Here is a 19,867-nt window from a genome sequence, read left to right on the forward strand (position 1 = left end):
GCTCTCACGCTTCCAGCTCCTTGTGCAGTTCCTGCAGCGCCCAGACCGGACCGGTGCCGCGGAATTCCAATGAATGCACCAGCGCGCGAGCGCCGGCGACGGTGGTCGAATAGGTCACCCGATGCTGTAGGGCTTCGCGCCGGATCGAGAACGAATCGGAGATCGCCGCGCGGCCCTCGGTGGTGTTGACGATATACACGATTTCGCCGTTCTTGATCAGATCGACGATATGCGGGCGGCCCTCGGCCACCTTGTTGATCTGGTCGCACTGCAGGCCGTGCTGGCGCAGCCACGCGCAGGTGCCGCTGGTGGCCACCAGGGTGTAGCCGCGCTCGACCAGCGCCTGCGCCACCGGCAGCACGCGCTGCTTGTCCGGGTCGCGCACCGACAGGAACGCCTTACCCAGCGGCGGCGCCTTGATCCCGCCGGCTTCCTGCGCGCGCGCGAACGCGGCGCCGAAGCTGCGGCCCACGCCCATCACCTCGCCGGTGGAGCGCATCTCCGGGCCGAGGATCGGGTCCACGCCCTGGAACTTGGCAAACGGGAAGATCGCTTCCTTCACCGAGTAGTAGTCGGGCACGATCTCCTTCAGCGCGCCCTGCTCGGCCAGGGTCTTGCCGGCCATGCAGCGCGCGGCGATCTTGGCCAGCGCCATGCCGGTGGCCTTGGACACGAACGGCACGGTGCGCGAGGCGCGCGGGTTCACTTCCAGCAGGAACACGATGTCGTCGCCGGCCTCGTCCACTTGCACCGCGAACTGGGTGTTCATCAGCCCGACCACGTTCAGGCCCTTGGCCAGCATCACCACCTGGCGGCGCAGTTCGGCCTGGGTCTTGGCCGACAGCGAGTACGGCGGCAGCGAGCAGGAAGAGTCGCCCGAATGCACGCCAGCTTCCTCGATATGCTCCATCACCCCGCCGATCAGCACCTTGCCGTCCTTGTCGGCGATGATGTCCACGTCCACTTCCACCGCGTTGTCGAGGAAGCGATCGAGCAGCACCGGCGAGTCGTTGGAGACCTTGACCGCGTCGCGCACGTAGCGCGCCAGGTCCGATTCGCCGTAGACGATCTCCATCGCGCGGCCGCCGAGCACGTAGCTCGGGCGCACCACCAGCGGATAGCCGATCTCGCGCGCCAGCACCAGCGCCTCTTCAGAGTTGCGCGCGATGCGGTTCGGCGGCTGCTTCAGGCCCAGCTTGTCGACCAGCTGCTGGAAGCGCTCGCGGTCCTCGGCCAGGTCGATCGAGTCCGGGCTGGTGCCGATCACCGGCACACCGTTGGCCTCCAGCGCGCGCGCCAGCTTCAGCGGGGTCTGCCCGCCGTACTGCACGATCACGCCCTTGGGCTGCTCCAGCTCGACGATCTCCAGCACGTCTTCCAGGGTCAGCGGCTCGAAGTACAGGCGGTCGGAGGTGTCGTAGTCGGTGGACACGGTCTCCGGGTTGCAGTTGACCATGATGGTTTCATAGCCATCCTCGCGCAGCGCCAGCGCCGCGTGCACGCAGCAGTAGTCGAACTCGATGCCCTGGCCGATGCGGTTGGGGCCGCCGCCGAGGATCATGATCTTGTCGCGGTTGCTCGGCTTGGCCTCGCACTCGTCCTCGTAGGTCGAATACAGGTAGGCGGTGTCGGTGGCGAATTCGGCCGCGCACGAGTCCACCCGCTTGTACACCGGGCGCACCTTGTGCGCGCGGCGCAGCGCGCGGATCGCGGCCTCGTTGGTGCCGCACAGTTCGGCCAGGCGCGCATCGGAGAAACCGGCACGCTTGAGCGTACGCAGGCGCGCGGCATCCAGCGAGCCCAGGCCGTCGGCGGCCAGCTGCTTCTCCTGCGCGATCAGGTCCTCGATCTGGTCCAGGAACCACGGATCGATAAACGACAACGCATGCACCTGCTCCACGCTCATGCCGGCGCGGAACGCGTCGGCGACGTAGAACAGCCGCTCCGGACCGGGCGCTTTCAGCTCGCGCTTGAGCGCGGCCATATCGTCCTCGTTGCCCAGATCCAGCCCGGTCGGGTCGAGCCCGATCTTGCCGGTTTCCAGGCCGCGCAGCGCCTTCTGCAGCGATTCGGAGAAGGTGCGGCCCATCGCCATCACCTCGCCCACCGACTTCATCTGCGTGGTCAGGCGCGCATCGGCCTGCGGGAACTTTTCGAACGCGAAGCGCGGAATCTTGGTCACCACGTAGTCGATCGACGGCTCGAACGAGGCCGGGGTCAGGCCGCCGGTGATCTCGTTCTTCAGTTCGTCCAGCGTGTAGCCGACCGCCAGCTTGGCGGCGACCTTGGCGATCGGGAAGCCGGTGGCCTTGGAGGCCAGCGCCGAGGAACGCGACACGCGCGGGTTCATCTCGATGACAACGACGCGGCCGGTCTGCGCGTTGATGCCGAACTGCACGTTGGAGCCGCCGGTATCAACGCCGATCTTGCGCAGCACCGCGATCGAGGCATCGCGCAGGCGCTGGTATTCCTTGTCGGTCAGGGTCTGCGCCGGGGCCACGGTGATCGAGTCGCCGGTGTGCACGCCCATCGGGTCCAGGTTCTCGATCGAGCACACGATGATGCAGTTGTCCGCGGTGTCGCGGACCACTTCCATCTCGAATTCCTTCCAGCCCAGCACCGACTCCTCGACCAGCACTTCGCTGGTCGGCGACAGCTCCAGGCCACGGCCGACGATCTCGATCAGCTCTTCGCGATTGTAGGCGATGCCGCCGCCGCTGCCGCCGAGGGTGAAGCTGGGGCGGATGATGGTCGGATAGCCGACCCGGGTCTGGATCTCCAGCGCTTCCTCGAGGGTGTGCGCCACCGCCGCCTTCGGGCATTCCAGGCCGATCTCGCCCATCGCCACGCGGAACAGCTCGCGGTCCTCGGCCATCATGATAGCTTCGCGCTTGGCGCCGATCAGTTCCACCCCGTATTTTTCCAGCACGCCGTGGTCGGCCAGGTCCAGCGCGCAGTTCAGCGCGGTCTGCCCGCCCATCGTCGGCAGCAGCGCATCAGGCTTTTCCTTGGCGATGATCTTCTCGACCGTCTGCCAGTTGATCGGCTCGATGTACACGGCGTCGGCCATGTTCGGGTCGGTCATGATCGTGGCCGGGTTGCTGTTGACCAGCACCACCCGATAGCCCTCCTCGCGCAGCGCCTTGCACGCTTGCGCGCCGGAGTAGTCGAACTCGCAGGCCTGGCCGATGACGATCGGGCCGGCGCCGATGATGAGGATGGTTTTTAAGTCGGTGCGCTTGGGCATGTCAGCTCCGGGACCGGGGACCCGGGACCAGGGACCCGGTTTCCAGCCGTTGATTAAGTGAGTAGTGCAGCTTATGCAGCATTTTTCCGACCCGTTCGGCGATATCCATGACGATATCCGAGGCCAACGTCAGCTGCGTCTGTAGCTCTGCGATCGAACCGCGCGCCATCGAAACGAAGCGGGCGTAGTCGCGCGTCGATGCGCGCGCATTGCCATCGGCGATGTTGGATGGCACTGAAACGGCCGCGCGTTGCAACTGCGACGTGAGTCCATGGCGCTCTTCCCTCGGAAAGTCCGCAGTCAATATGTAGACCGACTTGGCAAGCTCGACGGACAAACGCCATACCTCGAGTTCTCTGAAATGCGAAGGGCTCAAGCCCTCGCCTCCCGGTCCCCTGTCCCCTGTCCCCGGTCCCGCATCAACGCCGTAAACCGATCAAACAACGGCGCCACATCGCGCGGGCCCGGCGAGGCTTCCGGATGGCCCTGGAAGCTGAAGGCCGGCGCGTCGGTCAGTTCGATGCCCTGGTTGGTGCCGTCGAACAGCGAGCGATGGGTCACCCGCACGTTGGCCGGCAGCGACGCTTCGTCCACCGCGAAGCCGTGGTTCTGCGAGGTGATCATCACCCGGCCGCTGTCCAGGTCCTGCACCGGATGGTTGGCGCCGTGGTGGCCGTGGCCCATCTTCAGGGTCTGTGCGCCGGCGGCCAGCGCCAGCAACTGGTGGCCCAGGCAGATGCCGAAGGTCGGGATCTTGCTGGCCACGATTTGCTTGATCGCCGCGATCGCGTAGTCGCACGGCGCCGGATCGCCCGGGCCGTTGGACAGGAACACGCCGTCCGGATGCATCGCCAGCACCTCGGCGGCGGGCGTCTGCGCCGGCACCACGGTGACCTCGCAGCCGCGCTCGGCGAGCATGCGCAGGATGTTGAGCTTCACGCCGTAGTCGTAGGCGACGACCTTGTACGTCGGTGCGGCCTGGGCGAACGCGTTGCTGTCCAGGTCGAGCTGGCCGTCGCGCCACGCATAGGCCTTGTCGGTGGAGACCACCTTGGCCAGGTCCATGCCTTTCAGCCCCGGGAACTTTCGCGCCGCTTCCAGCGCGGTCTCCACGTTCACTTCGCCGGCCATCACCGCACCGTTCTGCGATCCCTTCTCGCGCAGGATGCGGGTCAGCTTGCGGGTATCGATGCCGGCGATGGCGACCACGCCGCGCTGGATCAGCCAGTCCGGCAGCGATCCTTGGCTGCGCCAGTTGCTGGGACGGCGCGGCACGCTGCGCACGATCAGCCCGGCCGACCAGACCTGGGCGGCTTCGTCGTCCTGGTCGGTGCAACCGGTGCTGCCGATATGCGGGTACGTCAGGGTGACCAGCTGACGGGCGTAGGAGGGATCGGTGAGGATCTCCTGGTAGCCGGTCATCGCGGTGTTGAACACCACTTCGCCGACGGACAGGCCGGCGGCGCCTACGGATTCGCCCTCGAACACGGTGCCGTCTTCAAGGACAAGGATTGCGGGTTGAGTCACGGGGTTCGCCTTGGGGAGAGAGGAACCCTGCCCCACCAACTTGCGGCTGCAAGAAACCGCGAACTCGGCGCTTCTCCGGGTTCGTGGCGATGGGTAACAGGCGAGCGAGAATTGTACCGACGCGGACCTGTCCGCGCCAGACGTTTATGTGAAAGCGCCGTTCAGCCCAGCAGGTCGCGCAGCCGGTAGGCCGCGGGCGCGCGGCCCGGCAGGCGCGCGGCGGCATGCAGCGCGCCGCGGGCGAAGATGTCGCGGTTGCTGGCGCGGTGCACCAGTTCCACCCGCTCGCCGAGCCCGGCGAACTGCACCAGGTGCTCGCCGACGATGTCGCCGGCGCGCAGGCTGGCGTAGCGCGGCTGCGCGCCGCCGTACGCGGCCGCCTCGCCCAGGGTCAGCGCGGTGCCGGACGGCGCGTCCTGCTTGTGCACGTGGTGCGATTCGACGATGTCGCAGTCCCAGCCGGGCAACGCCGCGGCGGCGCGTTCCACCAGCTCGTTCAGCACCGCCACGCCGAGGCTGAAGTTGGACGCCCAGATCAGCGGGATGCGCGCCGCCGCGTCGGCCAACGCCTGCCGCTGCGCCTCGTCCAGGCCGGTGGTGCCGGACACCAGCGCCGCGCCCCGCGCCACGCACAGCGCCAGCACCGGGTCGAAGCCCTGCGGCAGGCTGAAATCGACTGCCACGTCGAACGCCGGCGCACCGTTGAGTTCGGCCGCGGCGAAGTACGGCACCCCATCGACGACCCGCTGCGCCGGCGCACGCCGGATCACCGCCGCCACCACCTGCAGCGCCGGGTCCTGCACGGCCAGGCGCAACAGCGCCTGGCCCATGCGGCCGGACGCACCATGAATCAACACACTTACGGGGGAACTGGTCATCGCCACAAGGTAGCGGTTTGTCGCGGTGGGCGACAGGGGTATCGGGTCATGGCGCTGCTTGGCGATGACAACCGCCTGAGCGCCGACAGCATGCGGAGCCGGAAAGTCCCGCACTGCGCTTGCGCGACTTCAGGGCACCTCGAACAACCCGTAGTTTCATCACGATGAGCTGCCAAGACGCAGCAGACGCGCGTCTTCAAGACGATGGCAGTGCATCGCGGAGTGATGGCCAGACAACACCGCCAGCGGCTCGCCCATCTGCTGGCGCTTGGACTCATGTTCGTGTCCGGCAAACACGCCGATCATCGCAGGGCCTCGGCTGTTGGCTCAGATCCTATGCTGCCAAAGCAGGCGGGATTTTTAGAGGTAGCCTGAAGTCGCTTGTGTTCAAACAAGCGCGAAAGCGTTGATTTCTCCAACGCAACTTGCCTCAGACCGCATCGATTCTCGCCGCGTCGTCCGCCTGCACTGCCACCGTTGCCACGCTCGCCTGCTCACGCTTGGGCTTCAACAGCATCTCCAAAGCCTTGCCCGCCGCGGCGAACGCGAACGCGCCGGTGATGTGGGTAGCCGCCCCCAGTCCGGCGCCACAGTCCAGATTCAGTGCCGCATCCGGCCCCAGCTGCGGGCGCAGTCCGCAGACGCTACCGTTGGCCTGCGGATAGCGCACGTTCTCCAGCGAGTACACCGCCGGCACGCCGAAGTAGCGCTGCGGGTTCTTGGGGAAATTGAATTCGCCACGCAGCTTCTTGCGGATCAGCGCCAGCATCGCGTCATGCTCGGTGCGAGACACGTCGCGGATGCGCACCAGGGTAGGGTCGGTGCGCCCGCCGGCCGAGCCTACGGTCAGCAGCGGCAGCTTGCGCCGGCGGCACCAGGCGATGGCTTCGACCTTGACCCGGAAGCTGTCGCAGGCGTCGATGACCAGGTCGAAGCCGCCGCCGAGCAGCGCGGCGATATTGGACGGGGTCAGGAACGCCTCGACCGCTGTCGCCTCAATCGCCGGATTGATCGCCACGCAGCGCTCGGCCATCGCCCGCGCCTTGTTGCGCCCGTACTGGCCTTGCAGCGCCGGCAACTGGCGGTTTGTGTTGGAGAGGCAGATGTCGTCGGCATCGATCAGGGTCAGATGGCCGACCGCCGACCGCGCCAAGGCCTCCACCACCCACGAGCCGACACCGCCCATGCCCACCACCGCCACGCGGCATTGCGCCAGGCGCTCGATGGTCCCGCGCCCGTACAGCCGGTCGATGCCGGCGAAGCGCTCACGCAGTTGTTCGTTCATGCGCGCAGTTTATTTCATCGGCGACGCGGCGGCGGCGCCATGCAGATAGCGGCGACGGGCGTACTATCGCGCTTCCGTCCTGCACGCCCGCCCGCCATGGCCAGCCCACGCGCCCCCGCTTCCAGCGCCTCGCGCTACCTGTTCGTGCTGCTCGCCGGCATCCTGATCGGCCTGGTCGCGACGGTGATGGTGATGCGCGCATTGCAGGCGCGCCAGGATCCGTTCCCGCGCAGTCTGATGCAGGTGATGGACAGGCAACTGGCCCTGCTGCAACGCAGCCATGCCCAGAACCGTTGCAGTGCCGCCGACCTGCAAGCGCGGGTGCAGACGCTGCGCCTGCTCGGCAACGATCTGGAAACCGCGTTTCCCGGACTCAGCGACGACAGCCGCTTCCAGCAACACGCCCGCACGCTGCGGGCCACCCTGGATGCGGCGCAGGCCACACCACCGAGCACCTGCGCCGCGCTCGACCAGCTCACCCATCGCCTCGACGAGGGCTGCGCCGCCTGCCACCGCGATTTCCGCTGACCCGCCACCGCGCGTCTCGATGAATTGCCCCTGACGCTGCAGCGCCTCAGCGCCGCGCCCGCGTCGCGATTGGCGTTGCATTCACACGCTGGCGGACAGGATGCGTGCAAACGCGGGTCTGCCGCGATCACCGTCCGTCGAGGAGAGCACACATGAAGATTCATCTACTAGCTACTGGCGCCGTCGCCGTTCTGGCATTGGCCGGCTGCGCCACGTCCCCCGGCTATGGCGGTGGTGGTGGCGGCTATAGCCAGCCGTCGCGCGGCTATTCGGACAATCGCTGCGCGGACTGCGGCATCGTCACCCGCATCGATACCGTGGGTTCGGGCCGCACCGCGCCCACCGGCGCCGGCGCGGTCCTGGGCGGCATCGTCGGCGCGATCGCCGGCCATGAAGTCTCCGACCACACCGGCGGCAGCAAGGGCAACCAGAACGTATCGGCTGTGGCCGGCGCCGCGGCCGGCGCCCTGGCCGGCAACCAGATCCAGAACAACGTCACCAGCGACAGCTACGACGTGCACGTGCAGATGGACGATGGCCGGGTGATCGTGGTCAACCAGCGCGACCTGGCCGGGATCCGCGAAAACACCTATGTGCGCGTGGTCAACGGCCGCGTGGTGCCGCGCTAAGCGCTGGCACGGTCCGCTGCAAGGCAAAAAGGCCCGCGACTGCGGGCCTTTTTGCTGCGCGCGCCGGGGTCAGACCGGCTGCACCGCATCGGCTTGCAGGCCCTTCTGGCCTTGCACCACGGTGAAGCTGACCTTCTGCCCTTCCTTCAGGCTCTTGAAGCCCTGGGTCTGGATGGCGCGGAAGTGCACGAACACGTCCTCGCCGTTCTCGCGGCTGATGAAACCGAAGCCCTTGGCATCGTTGAACCACTTCACGATGCCGGTTTCGCGATTGCCGTCAGTCATGGACTTACTCCTTGAAACAGTCTCAGAGGTGGGTACGCCGGGGGTTCGGCGGCTGGTTGCAAGGAGGAAGCGAGGTATAACGCTGTAGCGGAGCACTGGATCTACCGCATCAGGCCACGATTCACGGTGACCTTTGCAAACGCAGCGGCCGAAAACTTACCGCGGCGAAAATGAAAATGCAATCAGCAAAAACACCCTTTTTGTCAACCCGAAAATCGCCCCGGAGCAAACTGCGTGGATCCTACGTTCATCTACTACATGGTCGCCGGGCTACTGGTCTTGCTGGGGCTGGCCGGAGTGGTGCTGCCGGCGCTGCCTGGCATGCCGCTGCTGTTCGCCGGGCTGCTGCTGGCGGCCTGGGCCGACGGTTTCCAGCGGGTGGGCTGGGTAATGCTGACGGTGCTCGGGGTGCTGACGCTGCTGTCGTTCCTGGTCGATTTCCTGGCCACCGTGTTCGGTGCCAAGCGCGTCGGCGCCAGCCGCAAGGCGCTGTGGGGCTCGGTGCTGGGCAGCGTGGCGGGTCTGTTCTTCATGCCGATCGGCCTGTTCGTCGGCCCCTTCGTCGGCGCGCTGGCTGGCGAGTACTGGCATGGCCGGCAGCTGCAGCAGGCGACCCAGGTCGGCCTCGGCACCTGGCTGGGCATCGTGCTGGGCACCGCCGCCAAGCTGGCGCTGGCGCTGGCGATGGTCGGCCTGTTCGCGGCGGCCTGGCTGCTCTGAGTCGCGGCGCAGCTGTAGCGAAATGAACGTGTGATGACCCCGTTATGCCGCCTGCTGTATTTTCGCAGCCGGCTATTCACATCGGCAGCGCACTCCCCGCCCGCGCCGCCTATTTTCGAGAGAACCTGCATGATCCATCGCCCGGCCCGTCCCTTGTTGCTGCTGTCCTTCGCGGCAATGCCGCTGGCCCACGCCCAGGAAGTGAAACCCACCCCTGCCTCGCCCGAAGCCTGCGTGGCGATCACCAGCAACGCCGCGCGCCTGTCGTGCTACGACCAGGCATTGTCGCGCCGGGTCGCCGATCCGCAGGCAGCCGATGCGGCGGCGAAGACGGCCAGCGAGAACCAGAAGCAGCAGCTGGATACCGCGATCCCGCAGGACGCCGGCCTGGCCGAGCGCACCCGCCAGCACACCGCCACGCTGTTCAAGAACGACCTCTACGACGCCACCATCGCCAACGCCGGCAAGGGCTCGCTGCTGGACAGCCGCTGGGAGCTGGCCAAGGACTCCAAGCTGGGGACCTTCCAACTGCGCGCCTACAAGCCGGTGTACCTGCTGCCGGCGTTCTGGACCAGCAAGAAGAACGAGACGCCGTCCTCGCCGAACCCGAACGACACGGTGACCAGCCCCGAGTCGCTGGACAGCATCGAAGCCAAGTTCCAGCTCAGCTTCAAGACCAAGATCGTGGAGAACATCTTCGGCGACAACGGCGACCTGTGGGGCGCCTATACCCAGAGCTCGCGCTGGCAGGTCTACAACAGCGAGCAGTCGCGGCCGTTCCGCGAGACCAACTACGAGCCGGAACTGGCGCTGGTGTTCCGCAACAACTACAGCCTGTTCGGCTGGAAGGGGCGGATGACCGGGATCCAGCTCACCCACCAGTCCAACGGCCGCAGCGATCCGTTCTCGCGCAGCTGGAACCGGGCGATCCTCAACGTCGGCCTGGACCGCGAGAACTGGGCGCTGGTGCTGCGCCCGTGGTACCGGATCCCGGAGAACGAACGCCAGGACAACAACCCGGACATCGAGGACTACATGGGCCGCGGCGACGCCACCCTGACCTACAACCGCGGCGGCCACGAGATCTCGCTGATGGCGCGGCATTCGCTGCGCAGCGGCGACCGCTCGCACGGCGCGCTGCAGCTGGACTGGGGCTTCCCGATCAGCAACCTGCTGCGCGGCCATGTGCAGGTGTTCGACGGTTACGGCGAGAGCATGATCGACTACAACCACCGCGCCACCTATGTGGGCCTGGGCGTGTCGCTGCTGGAGTGGTACTGAGGCCCGAGCGGCCTTGAAGCACCATCGCGCGGCGGCCGTCAGCGGCCGTCGCGCGACACTGCCGCCGCCGCGCTCAGGTCCAGTCGGTCAGGCCTTCGCGGCGGTAGGTTTCCTGGAACGCAGGACGCGCCTTCATCTGCTGCGCATGCGCCTGCAGCGCCGGCCAGCTGTCGCTGGGCCGCGGCATGTTGCGCGACCAGCGCATCATCATCGTCAACATGAAATCGGCGGCCGATAGCTGCACGCCGAGCAGGTACGGGCCGTGCGCCTGCAGATGCTGCGCGACCTGTTCCCACGCCGCCTCCAACGTTTGCCGCGCCTGCGCCTTGCTCGCCTCGGCGTTGTCGGCACCGGCCGGCTCGTGCGGATAGAACCAGGCGCGGTAGGCCGGCTGCAGCGTGTTGGCGCAGAACAGCATCCAGCGGTAGTACGCGGCCCGCGCCGGGCTGCCGGGCGGCGGCGCCAGCCCGGCCTGCGGATGCAGGTCGGCCAGATGCAACGCGATCGCCGCCGCCTCGGTCAGCACCTGCCCGTCCAGCAGCAGCGTCGGCACCACGCCGGCCGGATTGAGCTGCAGGTATTCCGGCGCCTTGTGTTCGCGCCGTTCGAAGTCCAGGGCGTGCAGCGTATGCGGCACGTCCAGTTCGATCAGCAGCCAGTGCACCACCAGGGCGGCGGTGCTGGGCGAGTGGTACAGGGTGGCGCTCATGCAATCTCCTGGTAAGCCACCGCAGCCGGATGACCACGGCGGCGGCAGTCTCGCATGCCGCGCGGCGCCTGCGGCGGCGCCGGCTCAGGCCGGCTCGACCACCACCGGAATCTTGCCGATGCGCGCTTGCCATTCGCGCGGGCCGGTCTTGTGCACCGACTCGCCACTGGCATCCACCGCCACGGTGACCGGCATGTCCTTGACCTCGAACTCGTAGATCGCCTCCATGCCCAGGTCTTCGAATGCCAGCACGCGCGCGGCCTTGATCGCCTTGGACACCAGGTAGGCCGAACCGCCGACCGCCATCAGGTACACCGCCTTGTTGTCGCGGATCGCCGCGATCGCCGCGTCGCCGCGCTCGGACTTGCCGACCATGCCGAGCAGGCCGGTCTGCTCCAGCATCTGCCGGGTGAACTTGTCCATGCGCGTGGCGGTGGTGGGGCCGGCCGGCCCCACCACTTCGTCGCGCACCGGATCGACCGGGCCGACGTAGTAGATGAAGCGGTTGGTGAAATCCACCGGCAGCGTCTCGCCGCGGTTGAGCATGTCGATCATGCGCTTGTGCGCGGCGTCGCGGCCGGTCAGCAGCTTGCCGTTGAGCAGCACCACCTCGCCCGGCTTGAAGCTGGCGACCTCTTCGCGGGTGATGCTGTCCAGGTTCACCCGGCGCGCGTTGCTCGGGTTGTAGGTGAGCTTGGGCCAGTCCTCCAGCGACGGCGGCTCCAGCATCACCGGGCCGCTGCCGTCCAGGGTGAAGTGCGCGTGGCGGGTCGCCGCGCAATTCGGGATCAGCGCCACCGGCAGGTTGGCGGCGTGGGTCGGGTAGTCCTTGACCTTGATGTCCAGCACCGTGGTCAGGCCGCCCAGGCCCTGCGCGCCGATGCCCAGCGCGTTGACCTTTTCGTACAGTTCCAGGCGCAGTTCCTCGGCCCGGTTGGACGCGCCGCGCGCCTGCAGATCGACGATGTCGATCGGCTCCATCAGCGCTTCCTTGGCCAGCAGCATGGCCTTCTCGGCGGTGCCGCCGATGCCGATGCCGAGCATGCCCGGCGGGCACCAGCCGGCGCCCATGGTCGGCACGGTCTTGAGCACCCAGTCGACGATGGAATCGGACGGGTTGAGCATGGCGAACTTGCTCTTGGCTTCCGAGCCGCCGCCCTTGGCCGCCACGATCACCTCGACGTGGTCGCCCGGCACGATCTTGGTGTTGATCACGGCCGGGGTGTTGTCCCTGGTGTTGGCGCGCTTGCCGGCCGGATCGGCCAGCACGCTGGCGCGCAGCTTGTTGTCCGGATGGTTGTAGGCGCGGCGCACGCCCTCGTTGACCATGTCCTCCACGCCCATCGTGGCGTCGTCCCAACGCACGTTCATGCCGATTTCCAGGAACACGGTGACGATGCCGGTGTCCTGGCAGATCGGGCGGTGGCCCTCGGCGCACATGCGCGAGTTGATCAGGATCTGCGCGATCGCGTCCTTGGCCGCGGGCGACTGTTCGCGCTCGTAGGCGGCGGCCAGGTTCTTGATGTAATCGACCGGGTGGTAGTAGCTGATGTACTGCAGCGCGTCGGCGACGGACTGAATGAGGTCTTCCTGCTTGATCGAGGTCACGGCTGGCTCTACGGCTGGCGGGGGGGAAACCCGGCCATTTTAGGGCAAAGTGACCGCCTCGCCCGCTGTCACGCCGGCGCGCGCTGTCCCGTCCTGGTCGCCATGCGTCCCGATCCCGCCTTCGCATCGCAACGTCCCCGGCTGTTCGGCCTGGCCTATCGCCTGCTCGGCAGCCGCAGCGACGCCGAGGAGCTTTTGCAGGACGCCTGGCTGCGCTTGGCGGTGGCGCGACCTGGGCCTGCAAGCGCGGATCGGCACGGTCAAAGGCGACCGTCAATGCTGGGCTTGATCGGCGCGCGGCTGCATTCGGCGGTGCGGGTGGTGATCGACGGCGAGCGCATCGTCGAGGCGCTGACCCTGATGAATCCGGACAAGCGGAACTGGTGTTCCTGCGCGTCTCCCAGTTTAACCGTTGTGCCTGCTGCATCGACATGCACGCCACGCCTGGAACCGGCCAGGCATTGACCTGCAACCGGCAATGCCGTAAGCGCAGCGGCGCATGCCGGTACGCCGCCCGCTTCTCAATCCCCAATCCCCGCTTTCAACAGCTCAATGGCGGGTCATCCCGGCTTTGGTGACCGCAAACAGCAATACGACACCGCTAGCGTTTGCGCATCACCAACGCAAAGCGAGGCGGGCATGATCGTGCCCAGCCGCTTCCGCCATGCCGAGCGCCGCGGCCAGGAAGCGCTGTTCGCCGACTGGTGCCGCCGCGCCGGCTTCCGCATCCGCGCGCTGCCCGAGGACGTACGCTTCGAAGGCGCCGGCGACGCGCTGCTGGAGCGCGGCGCACACCGGCTGTGGATGGGCCACGGCCATCGCAGCGACCTCGCCGCCGTGCATGAGCTGGCCGACCTGCTGGACATCGAGGTGACGCCGCTGCGCCTGGTCGATCCGCGCTTGTACCACCTGGACACCTGCTTTTTCCCGCTGCGCGACGGCTACCTGCTGTACTACCCGGCCGCCTTCGACAACTCCGCCCAGCAGGCGATCGCCCGCCGCATCCCGCCGGCGCGACGCATCGCGGTGAGCCAAGCCGACGCCCTCGCCTTCGCCTGCAACGCGTTGGACCTGGACCAACACCTGCTGCTCAACCGCGCCTCGCCCGATCTGTGCGCGGCCTTGGCCAAGATCGGCTACCGTGTGGTGCAGACCCCGCTGGACGAATTCCTCAAGGCCGGCGGCGCGGCCAAATGCCTGACCCTGCGCCTGGACGAGTGAGGCGACGCGCGCTTTCGTTGTGCGAGCGACTCCAGTCGCGACGGGCATTGCCGACCAAGCCCACTGCAGGGCAGACAAGCGCGATCACGGATCAGCCCTCATCCCTGGATGTCCACCTTGAGGCGCGCGCGCCGCCCAAACACTCCCCGCGCACACCCGGCCCCGGCACAATGCGCGGATGGCCTCTTCCGCTCCTACCCATGGCGCCGTATCCGCCGCGCCGCGCACCGGCCCCAGCCTGCGCGAACGCTTCGATGCGATGCGCAACCTGCCGCCGTTTCTGCGCCAGATCTGGCGGACCAGCCGCTGGCTGACCCTGACCAGCATCGGCCTGCGCATGCTGCGCGCGCTGATCCCGGTGGCCTCGCTGTACATCGGCAAGCTGATCATCGACGAGGCGATCCACCTGGTCGGGCAATCGCCTGGCTTCACCTCGTTCGGCGAGGCGCTGGCCAGCGGGCGGTTGGCCCGGCTGCTGGAACTGCTGGCGCTGGAACTGGCGCTGGCGATCGGCTCGGACCTGCTCGGGCGGCTGGTCAGCTATGCCGACACGCTGCTGTCGGAGCTGTTCAACAACGTCACCAGCGTGCAGCTGATGGAGCATGCGGCGCAGCTGGACCTGGAGGATTTCGAGGACCCCGAACAACAGGACAAGCTCGACCGCGCGCGGCGCCAGACCATGGGCCGGATGAACCTGATGAGCCAGTTGTTCGGCCAGGTGCAGGACGCGATCACCGTGGTCAGTTTTGCGATCGGCCTGGTGGTGTATGCGCCGTGGCTGATGTTGCTGTTGGCCGTCGCGCTGATCCCGGCCTTCGTCGGCGAGGCGCACTTCAACGCGCTGGGCTATTCGCTGAACTTCCAGTGGACCGCCGAGCGGCGCCAGCTCGACTACCTGCGCCAGGTCGGCGCCAGCGTCGAGACCGCCAAGGAAGTGAAGATCTTCAACCTGCACAGCTTCCTGATCGAGCGCTACCGCGCGCTGGCCGACCGCTTCTTCCAGGCCAACCGTGCGCTGGCGCGCAAGCGCATGCTGTGGGGCACGTTGCTGGCCGCGCTGGGCACGCTGGGCTATTACGCCGCCTATGGCTACATCGCCTGGCGCACGGTGCGCGGCGATTTCAGCATCGGCGACCTGACCTTCCTGGCCGGCAGCTTCCTGCGCCTGCGCCAGCTGCTGGAAGGGTTGCTGATCGGGTTTTCGCAGGTGGCCGGACAGGCGCTGTACCTGGACGACCTGTATTCGTTCTTCCGCATCGTGCCGGAGATCCGCACCCGCCCCGGCGCGGTGCCGGTGCCGCGGCCGATCGTGCGCGGCTTCGTGTTCGAGAACGTCGGCTTCCGCTATCCGGACGCCGAGCAATGGGCCGTACGGCACCTGGACTTCGAACTGCGCGCCGGCGAAGTGCTGGCCCTGGTCGGCGAGAACGGCGCCGGCAAGACCACCCTGGTCAAGCTGCTGGCGCGGCTGTACGACCCGGACGAAGGCCGCATCCTGCTCGACGGCCGCGACCTGCGCGACTACGACCTGGACGACCTGCGCGCCAACCTCGGGGTGATCTTCCAGGACTTCGTGCGCTACCACCTCACTGCCGGCGAGAACATCGGCGTCGGCCGGGTCGATTCGATGGCCGATGCGGCGCGGATCCGCGCCGCCGCGCAGCGGGCGATGGCCAGCGAGCTGATCGAGGGCCTGCCGCACGGCTACGCGCAGCTGATCGGACGCCGCTTCAAGGCCGGGGTGGACCTGTCCGGCGGGCAGTGGCAGAAGATCGCGATCGCGCGCGCCTATATGCGTGATGCGCAGCTGATGATCCTCGACGAGCCGACCGCGGCGCTGGACGCGCGCAGCGAGTTCGAGGTGTTCCAGCGCTTCAAGGAGCTGTCCGACAACCGCACCGCGGTGCTGATCTCGCACCGCTTCTCCAGCGTGCGCATGGCCGACCGCATCCTGGTCCTGGCCGGCGGCCAGATCGAAGCCAGCGGCACCCATGCCGAACTGATGGCGCAAGGCGGACGCTACGCGGAGCTGTTCGAATTGCAGGCCGCTGGGTATCGTTGAGCTTCGCCTGTCCTTCGGATCCGCCAATGCTGCGACGCTTCCTGCCCTGCCTGCTTGCCGCCGCCGTGGCGTTCCCCGCTGCAGCGGCCGACCCGCTTCCCGGCCCATCCGACTACGCCGCCGCCAAGGCCCTGGCCGACCGCGACGAGGCCGCGCTGCCCGGCGCGCTGGCCGAGCGCCTGCAGGCGCTGCAACGCGCGGCGCTGGACGAGGGCGTGGCCAGTTGCGCCACGCCTCGCCCGGACACCTCGCCGTTCGTCGTCGTGGTCCAGCTGCAGGCCGACGGCAGCGTCGGCGCGAGCTGGGGCAACGGCACCACGCCGCTGGCGCTGTGCCTGGAGCGCTTCCTGGGCAAGCGCCCGTTGCTGGTCCCGCCGCAGGCGCCGCTGTACCTGTCCTACGAACTGTCGTTCGAGAAGTGACGTACGCCGGGATGCATCACCACAAATGAGATTACCTCTCATTTGAGCCGGCATGGGGTAGAATGGCGCCCGCTCCTTCCCCATCACGATCAACGGCATGTCCTCTGCTTTTGGCCCCGAAACGGTGCTCGACGTCCGTCACTGGACGGACGACTACTTCAGCTTCACCACCACCCGCAACGAAGGCTTCCGCTTCGACAACGGCCAGTTCGTGATGATCGGCCTGGAGACGGAGACGCGGCCGCTGCTGCGCGCCTACTCCATCGCCAGCGCCAACTGGGAAGAGCGGCTGGAGTTCTTCAGCATCAAGGTGCCGGACGGCCCGCTGACCTCGCGTCTGCAGCACATCAAGCCGGGCGATGCGGTGCTGGTCGGCAAGAAACCCACCGGCACCCTGCTGATCAGCGACCTGCACCCGGGCCGGCACCTGTATCTGCTCGGCACCGGCACCGGCCTGGCGCCGTGGTTGTCGGTGATCAAGGATCCGGAAACCTACGAGCGCTTCGACAAGGTGATCCTGACCCACGGCGTGCGCTTCGAAAAAGACCTGGCCTACCGCGATTACTTCGAGCACGAACTGCCGCAGCACGAGTTCCTCGGCGAGACCATCCGCGAGAAACTGCTGTACTACCCGGCGGTGACCCGCGAAGACTTCCGCAACCGCGGCCGCCTCACCGAACTGCTGGACAGCGGGCGCATGCAGCAGACCCTGGGCCTGCCGCCGCTGGATCCGGAGTACGACCGGGCGATGATCTGCGGCAGCCCGCAGATGCTGGCCGACCTGCGCCAGACCCTGGACGCGCGCGGCTTCGTCGCCTCCTCGCGGATCGGCACGCCGGGTCATTACGTGTTCGAGCGCGCCTTCGTCGAAAAGTAACGCGCGGCCGCGATCGCTGCGCCTGCCAACCGCGACGCGTCACTGTAAAGGCGGCTTCACAGTTGCTGTCCGTAGAGCCTGTCGCGGCTGAAGCCACTTCTGCAGAAAGCGGGCCGCATCGCGCACCGTTTCCGCTCAACCCAGCGCGCGCTCGATATCCGCCGCCAGCGCTTCCGGCTTGTCGGTCGGCGCATAGCGCGCCAGCACCTGGCCGTCGCGGCCGACCAGGAACTTGCTGAAGTTCCACTTGATCGCGGCGATGCCGAGCAATCCCGATTTCTGCTGCTTGAGCCATTGCCACAGCGGATGCGCGGCGGCGCCGTTGACCTGCACCTTGGCGAACATCGGGAAATCGATGTCGTAGGTCAGCGTACAGAACTGCTTGATCTCCTCCGCAGTGCCGGGCTCCTGGTGGCCGAACTGGTCGCAGGGAAACCCCAGCACCACCAGCCCGCGTTCGCGGTATTGCTGCCACAGCGCCTGCAGCCCAGCGTATTGCGGGGTGAAGCCGCACCTGGAAGCGACGTTGACGATCAGCAGCACCTTGCCGGTGTAGTCGGCGAGCGGGTGCGCGTGGCCATCCAGGTCGGTGGCGGTGAAGGCGTAGGCGGTGGTCGGGGTGTCCATGCGCTCAATCCTCGATGGTGGCGATGCGCGCGAGCGCGGCGAACGCTGCGATGCCCAGCGCCGCGTAGACCTCGCTAGGGGTGGAAGCGGTGCCCTGCTTCAGCAGCAGCGCGACCTTGCACAGGTGGGCGATGTCGCCGGTCGGGTCGCCAAAGATCGCTTTCATGGTGTTTCCCTGCGGCGGTCGGCCGTTTTCACGCAGTGGCAGTGGTCTGCCTCGGTCAAGCGCTATATGACGCCGCCGCGGCGGCGAAGGCAAGCGCGGTTGCCGCAGGCGCTGCGCCGCGGGGCCGGCCGATGGCTGCAGTCACGGGCCGCGCGCGCCGCGCTGGGATAGCCTGCATGATCCAACCTCATCGCTGGATGCCGCTCGATGACCTCCCGCCTCGCGCTCGCCGCCACGCTCGGACTCGCCATGCCTGCCTATGCCAACCCCGCCACGCCCGCTGCCGCGCAAGCGGCCACGCAGGCCAATCCGTTCTTCGCCGAAAGTCCGCTGCCGCCGCACTTCCCGCAGTTCGACCGGATCAAGGACAGCGACTTCGCACCGGCCTTCGACGCCGGCATGGCGCAGCAGCTGAAGGAAGTGGAGGCGATCGCCGAGCAGAAGGTCAAGAGGTGAATGCCGCCGCAGTGGTGGTAGACGCCGGTGCAGCCGCGCTACCGCACGCCCTACCTCAGCCATATCATGGGTGGTTACGCAGCCGGCTACTACGCCTACATCAGGTCCGAGGTGCTCGACGCCAACACCCGGCAGTGGTTCAAGCAGCACGGCGGACTCAGCCGCGCCAACGGCGAGCGTTTCCGCCAGACCCTGCTCTCGCGTGGTGGCAGCGTCGATGCGATGCAGCTGTTCCAGGACTTCGCCGGACACGCAGCGAAGAACGAGCCGTTGCTGGAAAAACGCGGCCTGCCCTCGGGTGGCGGCGACAGCGCCTTGCCACAGACGCCAGCCGCCGGCCGCCAAGGACTGACCCCGGCAGCATGCGCCGCCCGTGTCCCAGGCGGCGTTTTCGTTTGCGTCGCGGCCGCAATGTGCCGCCGGCACGCGCGGACGCGGCGCGCTCAGCCGGTGCTGTCGATGCCGGCGAGCATCTTCTTCAGCAGCCTCTCCAGCTGCACCTGCTCGGCCTCGTCGAGGCCGGCGGTTTCCTCTTCCAGGAAACTGCAGACCTCCGGCAGCATGGCTTCGATCAGCGCGGTCCCGGCCGGCAACAGGGTCATGCTGATCTTGCGCCTGTCGTCGGGGCTGGCCGAACGCAGGATCAGACCCTTGCTGCACAGGCTGTCGGTGAGACGGGTGATGTTGGCCGGCTTCTCGCCCGCGGCCTCGGCCACTTCGGTCGGGGTGATGCACTCGCCGGGCGTGCCGTACAGCATCATCAGGATGTCGTACTCCGGCGGACTGATGCCGTAGGCCTTGAGCCGCACGCAGGCATTGGCGTGGATGCGCTTGTACAGATGCTTGACGAGCCTGATCACCACGGCAGGTTCGCGCGGGAAGGCATGGTAGCGCTCGCAGGTAAAGGCGACGCGTCGCTCGGTCTGATCAAAACTTCCCATGGAGAATGCAATCGTTTGTGGGGGACGAAGCCGCCAATGCTACCGGCTGTTGCGCGGCGCCGACCAGCCACGGCCGTTCAGCACGGTGCGCGGTATCCCCCCGGTACACTTTCGGGCGAGAGCAGCCGCTGCCACAGCTGCGCGCGCGGCAGCGCAAGCTGGCCATCGACCGGCCGGATTGGAGCGCCACACGCGCCGGAAACGCGGCTCGTAGCACTGCGCATGCAGCCGTGGCCAGGGCAGGCCTCGCCGTTGTCGCGCCAGGCCTGCAGAGTGCGCTCGTGGTCGGCGCCGACGTTGTGCCAGTCCGCGAAGACGAAGCGGCCTTCCAGCGTCGCGGCCAGCTGCGCGACCGATGGCAGCATCGAACTGGAGAATAGCTAGCGCGCGATCTACGG

Annotated in this window: 23 protein-coding genes and 1 pseudogene; 11 read left to right on the plus strand and 13 right to left on the minus strand. The window is 67.5% G+C overall.

Features of this window, described 5'->3' with window-relative positions; translation table 11 throughout:
• Positions 1-4 precede the first annotated feature (4 nt).
• From carB to E4A48_RS07815, 6 genes are all read right to left on the minus strand, one after another.
• A complete protein-coding gene (gene carB, locus E4A48_RS07795; protein WP_142742180.1) occupies positions 5-3,247 on the minus strand; it encodes a carbamoyl-phosphate synthase large subunit in 3,243 nt (1,080 codons plus the stop codon).
• Position 3,248: 1 nt separating this feature from the next.
• Entirely contained in the window at positions 3,249-3,623 is a 375-nt protein-coding gene (locus E4A48_RS07800) for a four helix bundle protein (protein WP_142742181.1), read from the minus strand.
• Entirely contained in the window at positions 3,620-4,774 is a 1,155-nt protein-coding gene (gene carA / locus E4A48_RS07805; protein WP_039005041.1) for a glutamine-hydrolyzing carbamoyl-phosphate synthase small subunit, read from the minus strand. The genes E4A48_RS07800 and carA overlap by 4 nt, the downstream gene beginning before the upstream one ends.
• Before the next feature lie 161 nt (positions 4,775-4,935).
• Positions 4,936-5,652: a 4-hydroxy-tetrahydrodipicolinate reductase gene (gene dapB / locus E4A48_RS07810; RefSeq protein WP_142742182.1), complete on the minus strand. Its 717-nt coding sequence runs from the start codon at positions 5,650-5,652 to the stop codon at positions 4,936-4,938.
• 159 nt (positions 5,653-5,811) lie between these two features.
• On the minus strand, positions 5,812-5,958 hold the full coding sequence (locus E4A48_RS20510) for a hypothetical protein (protein WP_155521945.1): 147 nt from the start codon (positions 5,956-5,958) through the stop codon (positions 5,812-5,814).
• A gap of 124 nt (positions 5,959-6,082) precedes the next feature.
• Positions 6,083-6,937, minus strand: a complete 855-nt coding sequence (locus tag E4A48_RS07815) for a tRNA threonylcarbamoyladenosine dehydratase (protein ID WP_142742183.1) — start codon at positions 6,935-6,937, stop codon at positions 6,083-6,085.
• A gap of 96 nt (positions 6,938-7,033) precedes the next feature.
• Between E4A48_RS07815 and E4A48_RS07820 the strand changes: the two genes are divergently transcribed.
• Both E4A48_RS07820 and E4A48_RS07825 read left to right on the plus strand, forming a co-directional pair.
• The gene (locus E4A48_RS07820; protein WP_142742184.1) at positions 7,034-7,465 is read left to right on the plus strand and encodes a hypothetical protein; all 432 of its coding nucleotides are present in this window, start codon (positions 7,034-7,036) and stop codon (positions 7,463-7,465) included.
• A gap of 152 nt (positions 7,466-7,617) precedes the next feature.
• Positions 7,618-8,094 carry a glycine zipper 2TM domain-containing protein gene (locus tag E4A48_RS07825; protein ID WP_039005035.1) on the plus strand — a complete coding sequence of 159 codons (477 nt, stop codon included), beginning with the start codon at positions 7,618-7,620 and terminating at the stop codon, positions 8,092-8,094.
• A 69-nt stretch (positions 8,095-8,163) separates the two neighbouring features.
• Here E4A48_RS07825 and E4A48_RS07830 read toward each other — a convergent pair whose 3' ends face one another.
• The gene (locus tag E4A48_RS07830) at positions 8,164-8,379 is read right to left on the minus strand and encodes a cold-shock protein (protein WP_039005034.1); all 216 of its coding nucleotides are present in this window, start codon (positions 8,377-8,379) and stop codon (positions 8,164-8,166) included.
• A 258-nt stretch (positions 8,380-8,637) separates the two neighbouring features.
• Here E4A48_RS07830 and E4A48_RS07835 point away from each other — a divergent pair, with 258 nt between their 5' ends.
• Positions 8,638-9,099 (plus strand): DUF456 domain-containing protein, encoded by a 462-nt coding sequence (locus E4A48_RS07835; RefSeq protein ID WP_409976375.1) that lies wholly within the window; start codon positions 8,638-8,640, stop codon positions 9,097-9,099.
• 129 nt (positions 9,100-9,228) lie between these two features.
• Positions 9,229-10,380: a phospholipase A gene (locus E4A48_RS07840; RefSeq protein ID WP_039005032.1), complete on the plus strand. Its 1,152-nt coding sequence runs from the start codon at positions 9,229-9,231 to the stop codon at positions 10,378-10,380.
• 73 nt (positions 10,381-10,453) lie between these two features.
• Here the strand turns inward: E4A48_RS07840 and E4A48_RS07845 are convergent, their stop codons facing one another.
• Both E4A48_RS07845 and E4A48_RS07850 read right to left on the minus strand, forming a co-directional pair.
• On the minus strand, positions 10,454-11,089 hold the full coding sequence (locus tag E4A48_RS07845; protein ID WP_039005031.1) for a glutathione S-transferase family protein: 636 nt from the start codon (positions 11,087-11,089) through the stop codon (positions 10,454-10,456).
• An 84-nt stretch (positions 11,090-11,173) separates the two neighbouring features.
• Positions 11,174-12,697, minus strand: coding sequence for a fumarate hydratase (locus E4A48_RS07850; RefSeq protein ID WP_039005030.1), 1,524 nt, complete (start codon positions 12,695-12,697; stop codon positions 11,174-11,176).
• A gap of 102 nt (positions 12,698-12,799) precedes the next feature.
• Between E4A48_RS07850 and E4A48_RS21560 the strand changes: the two genes are divergently transcribed.
• The 5 genes from E4A48_RS21560 to E4A48_RS07875 all read left to right on the plus strand — a co-directional run bounded on the left by E4A48_RS21560 (position 12,800) and on the right by E4A48_RS07875 (position 17,279).
• Positions 12,800-13,162 carry a sigma factor gene (locus tag E4A48_RS21560; protein WP_409976364.1) on the plus strand — a complete coding sequence of 121 codons (363 nt, stop codon included), beginning with the start codon at positions 12,800-12,802 and terminating at the stop codon, positions 13,160-13,162.
• A gap of 174 nt (positions 13,163-13,336) precedes the next feature.
• Positions 13,337-13,918, plus strand: coding sequence for a dimethylarginine dimethylaminohydrolase family protein (locus tag E4A48_RS07860; protein WP_235426652.1), 582 nt, complete (start codon positions 13,337-13,339; stop codon positions 13,916-13,918).
• A gap of 178 nt (positions 13,919-14,096) precedes the next feature.
• On the plus strand, positions 14,097-15,980 hold the full coding sequence (locus E4A48_RS07865; protein ID WP_058196594.1) for an ABC transporter ATP-binding protein: 1,884 nt from the start codon (positions 14,097-14,099) through the stop codon (positions 15,978-15,980).
• A gap of 26 nt (positions 15,981-16,006) precedes the next feature.
• Positions 16,007-16,402, plus strand: coding sequence for a hypothetical protein (locus tag E4A48_RS20515; RefSeq protein ID WP_230812653.1), 396 nt, complete (start codon positions 16,007-16,009; stop codon positions 16,400-16,402).
• 97 nt (positions 16,403-16,499) lie between these two features.
• Positions 16,500-17,279 carry a ferredoxin--NADP reductase gene (locus E4A48_RS07875; RefSeq protein WP_039005026.1) on the plus strand — a complete coding sequence of 260 codons (780 nt, stop codon included), beginning with the start codon at positions 16,500-16,502 and terminating at the stop codon, positions 17,277-17,279.
• 135 nt (positions 17,280-17,414) lie between these two features.
• Here E4A48_RS07875 and E4A48_RS07880 read toward each other — a convergent pair whose 3' ends face one another.
• A complete protein-coding gene (locus E4A48_RS07880; RefSeq protein WP_058196595.1) occupies positions 17,415-17,906 on the minus strand; it encodes a glutathione peroxidase in 492 nt (163 codons plus the stop codon).
• Positions 17,907-17,910: 4 nt separating this feature from the next.
• The gene (locus E4A48_RS20520) at positions 17,911-18,072 is read right to left on the minus strand and encodes a hypothetical protein (protein WP_176717137.1); all 162 of its coding nucleotides are present in this window, start codon (positions 18,070-18,072) and stop codon (positions 17,911-17,913) included.
• 207 nt (positions 18,073-18,279) lie between these two features.
• On the opposite strand from E4A48_RS20520, the gene E4A48_RS07885 reads away from it, so the two are divergent.
• Complete coding sequence (locus E4A48_RS07885; RefSeq protein ID WP_039005024.1) at positions 18,280-18,528, plus strand: hypothetical protein; 249 nt, start codon at positions 18,280-18,282, stop codon at positions 18,526-18,528.
• A gap of 24 nt (positions 18,529-18,552) precedes the next feature.
• A pseudogene (locus E4A48_RS07890) lies at positions 18,553-18,858 on the plus strand (M3 family metallopeptidase); the annotation flags it as partial.
• A 113-nt stretch (positions 18,859-18,971) separates the two neighbouring features.
• On the opposite strand, the gene E4A48_RS07895 reads toward E4A48_RS07890, so the two are convergent.
• Both E4A48_RS07895 and E4A48_RS07900 read right to left on the minus strand, forming a co-directional pair.
• Positions 18,972-19,469, minus strand: coding sequence for a MarR family winged helix-turn-helix transcriptional regulator (locus E4A48_RS07895; protein ID WP_039005022.1), 498 nt, complete (start codon positions 19,467-19,469; stop codon positions 18,972-18,974).
• 77 nt (positions 19,470-19,546) lie between these two features.
• Positions 19,547-19,834, minus strand: a complete 288-nt coding sequence (locus tag E4A48_RS07900) for a hypothetical protein (RefSeq protein ID WP_039005021.1) — start codon at positions 19,832-19,834, stop codon at positions 19,547-19,549.
• Between the last annotated feature and the right edge of the window lie 33 nt (positions 19,835-19,867).

This window comes from Xanthomonas translucens pv. cerealis, from assembly GCF_006838285.1.
GTDB classification, from domain to species: Bacteria; Pseudomonadota; Gammaproteobacteria; order Xanthomonadales; family Xanthomonadaceae; genus Xanthomonas_A; species Xanthomonas_A cerealis.

Bases quoted from the DNA above. Each gene is read 5' to 3' on its own strand.
- carB (WP_142742180.1), bottom strand. From the start codon at position 3,247: ATGCCCAAGCGCACCGACTTAAAAACCATCCTCATCATCGGCGCCGGC.
- dapB (WP_142742182.1), bottom strand. From the start codon at position 5,652: ATGACCAGTTCCCCCGTAAGTGTGTTGATTCATGGTGCGTCCGGCCGC.
- E4A48_RS20510 (WP_155521945.1), bottom strand. From the start codon at position 5,958: ATGATCGGCGTGTTTGCCGGACACGAACATGAGTCCAAGCGCCAGCAG.
- E4A48_RS07815 (WP_142742183.1), bottom strand. From the start codon at position 6,937: ATGAACGAACAACTGCGTGAGCGCTTCGCCGGCATCGACCGGCTGTAC.
- E4A48_RS07820 (WP_142742184.1), top strand. From the start codon at position 7,034: ATGGCCAGCCCACGCGCCCCCGCTTCCAGCGCCTCGCGCTACCTGTTC.
- E4A48_RS07825 (WP_039005035.1), top strand. From the start codon at position 7,618: ATGAAGATTCATCTACTAGCTACTGGCGCCGTCGCCGTTCTGGCATTG.
- E4A48_RS07830 (WP_039005034.1), bottom strand. From the start codon at position 8,379: ATGACTGACGGCAATCGCGAAACCGGCATCGTGAAGTGGTTCAACGAT.
- E4A48_RS07835 (WP_409976375.1), top strand. From the start codon at position 8,638: ATGGTCGCCGGGCTACTGGTCTTGCTGGGGCTGGCCGGAGTGGTGCTG.
- E4A48_RS07840 (WP_039005032.1), top strand. From the start codon at position 9,229: ATGATCCATCGCCCGGCCCGTCCCTTGTTGCTGCTGTCCTTCGCGGCA.
- E4A48_RS07845 (WP_039005031.1), bottom strand. From the start codon at position 11,089: ATGAGCGCCACCCTGTACCACTCGCCCAGCACCGCCGCCCTGGTGGTG.
- E4A48_RS21560 (WP_409976364.1), top strand. From the start codon at position 12,800: ATGCGTCCCGATCCCGCCTTCGCATCGCAACGTCCCCGGCTGTTCGGC.
- E4A48_RS07860 (WP_235426652.1), top strand. From the start codon at position 13,337: ATGATCGTGCCCAGCCGCTTCCGCCATGCCGAGCGCCGCGGCCAGGAA.
- E4A48_RS07865 (WP_058196594.1), top strand. From the start codon at position 14,097: ATGGCCTCTTCCGCTCCTACCCATGGCGCCGTATCCGCCGCGCCGCGC.
- E4A48_RS20515 (WP_230812653.1), top strand. From the start codon at position 16,007: ATGCTGCGACGCTTCCTGCCCTGCCTGCTTGCCGCCGCCGTGGCGTTC.
- E4A48_RS07875 (WP_039005026.1), top strand. From the start codon at position 16,500: ATGTCCTCTGCTTTTGGCCCCGAAACGGTGCTCGACGTCCGTCACTGG.
- E4A48_RS07880 (WP_058196595.1), bottom strand. From the start codon at position 17,906: ATGGACACCCCGACCACCGCCTACGCCTTCACCGCCACCGACCTGGAT.
- E4A48_RS20520 (WP_176717137.1), bottom strand. From the start codon at position 18,072: ATGAAAGCGATCTTTGGCGACCCGACCGGCGACATCGCCCACCTGTGC.
- E4A48_RS07885 (WP_039005024.1), top strand. From the start codon at position 18,280: ATGACCTCCCGCCTCGCGCTCGCCGCCACGCTCGGACTCGCCATGCCT.
- E4A48_RS07895 (WP_039005022.1), bottom strand. From the start codon at position 19,469: ATGGGAAGTTTTGATCAGACCGAGCGACGCGTCGCCTTTACCTGCGAG.
- E4A48_RS07900 (WP_039005021.1), bottom strand. From the start codon at position 19,834: ATGCTGCCATCGGTCGCGCAGCTGGCCGCGACGCTGGAAGGCCGCTTC.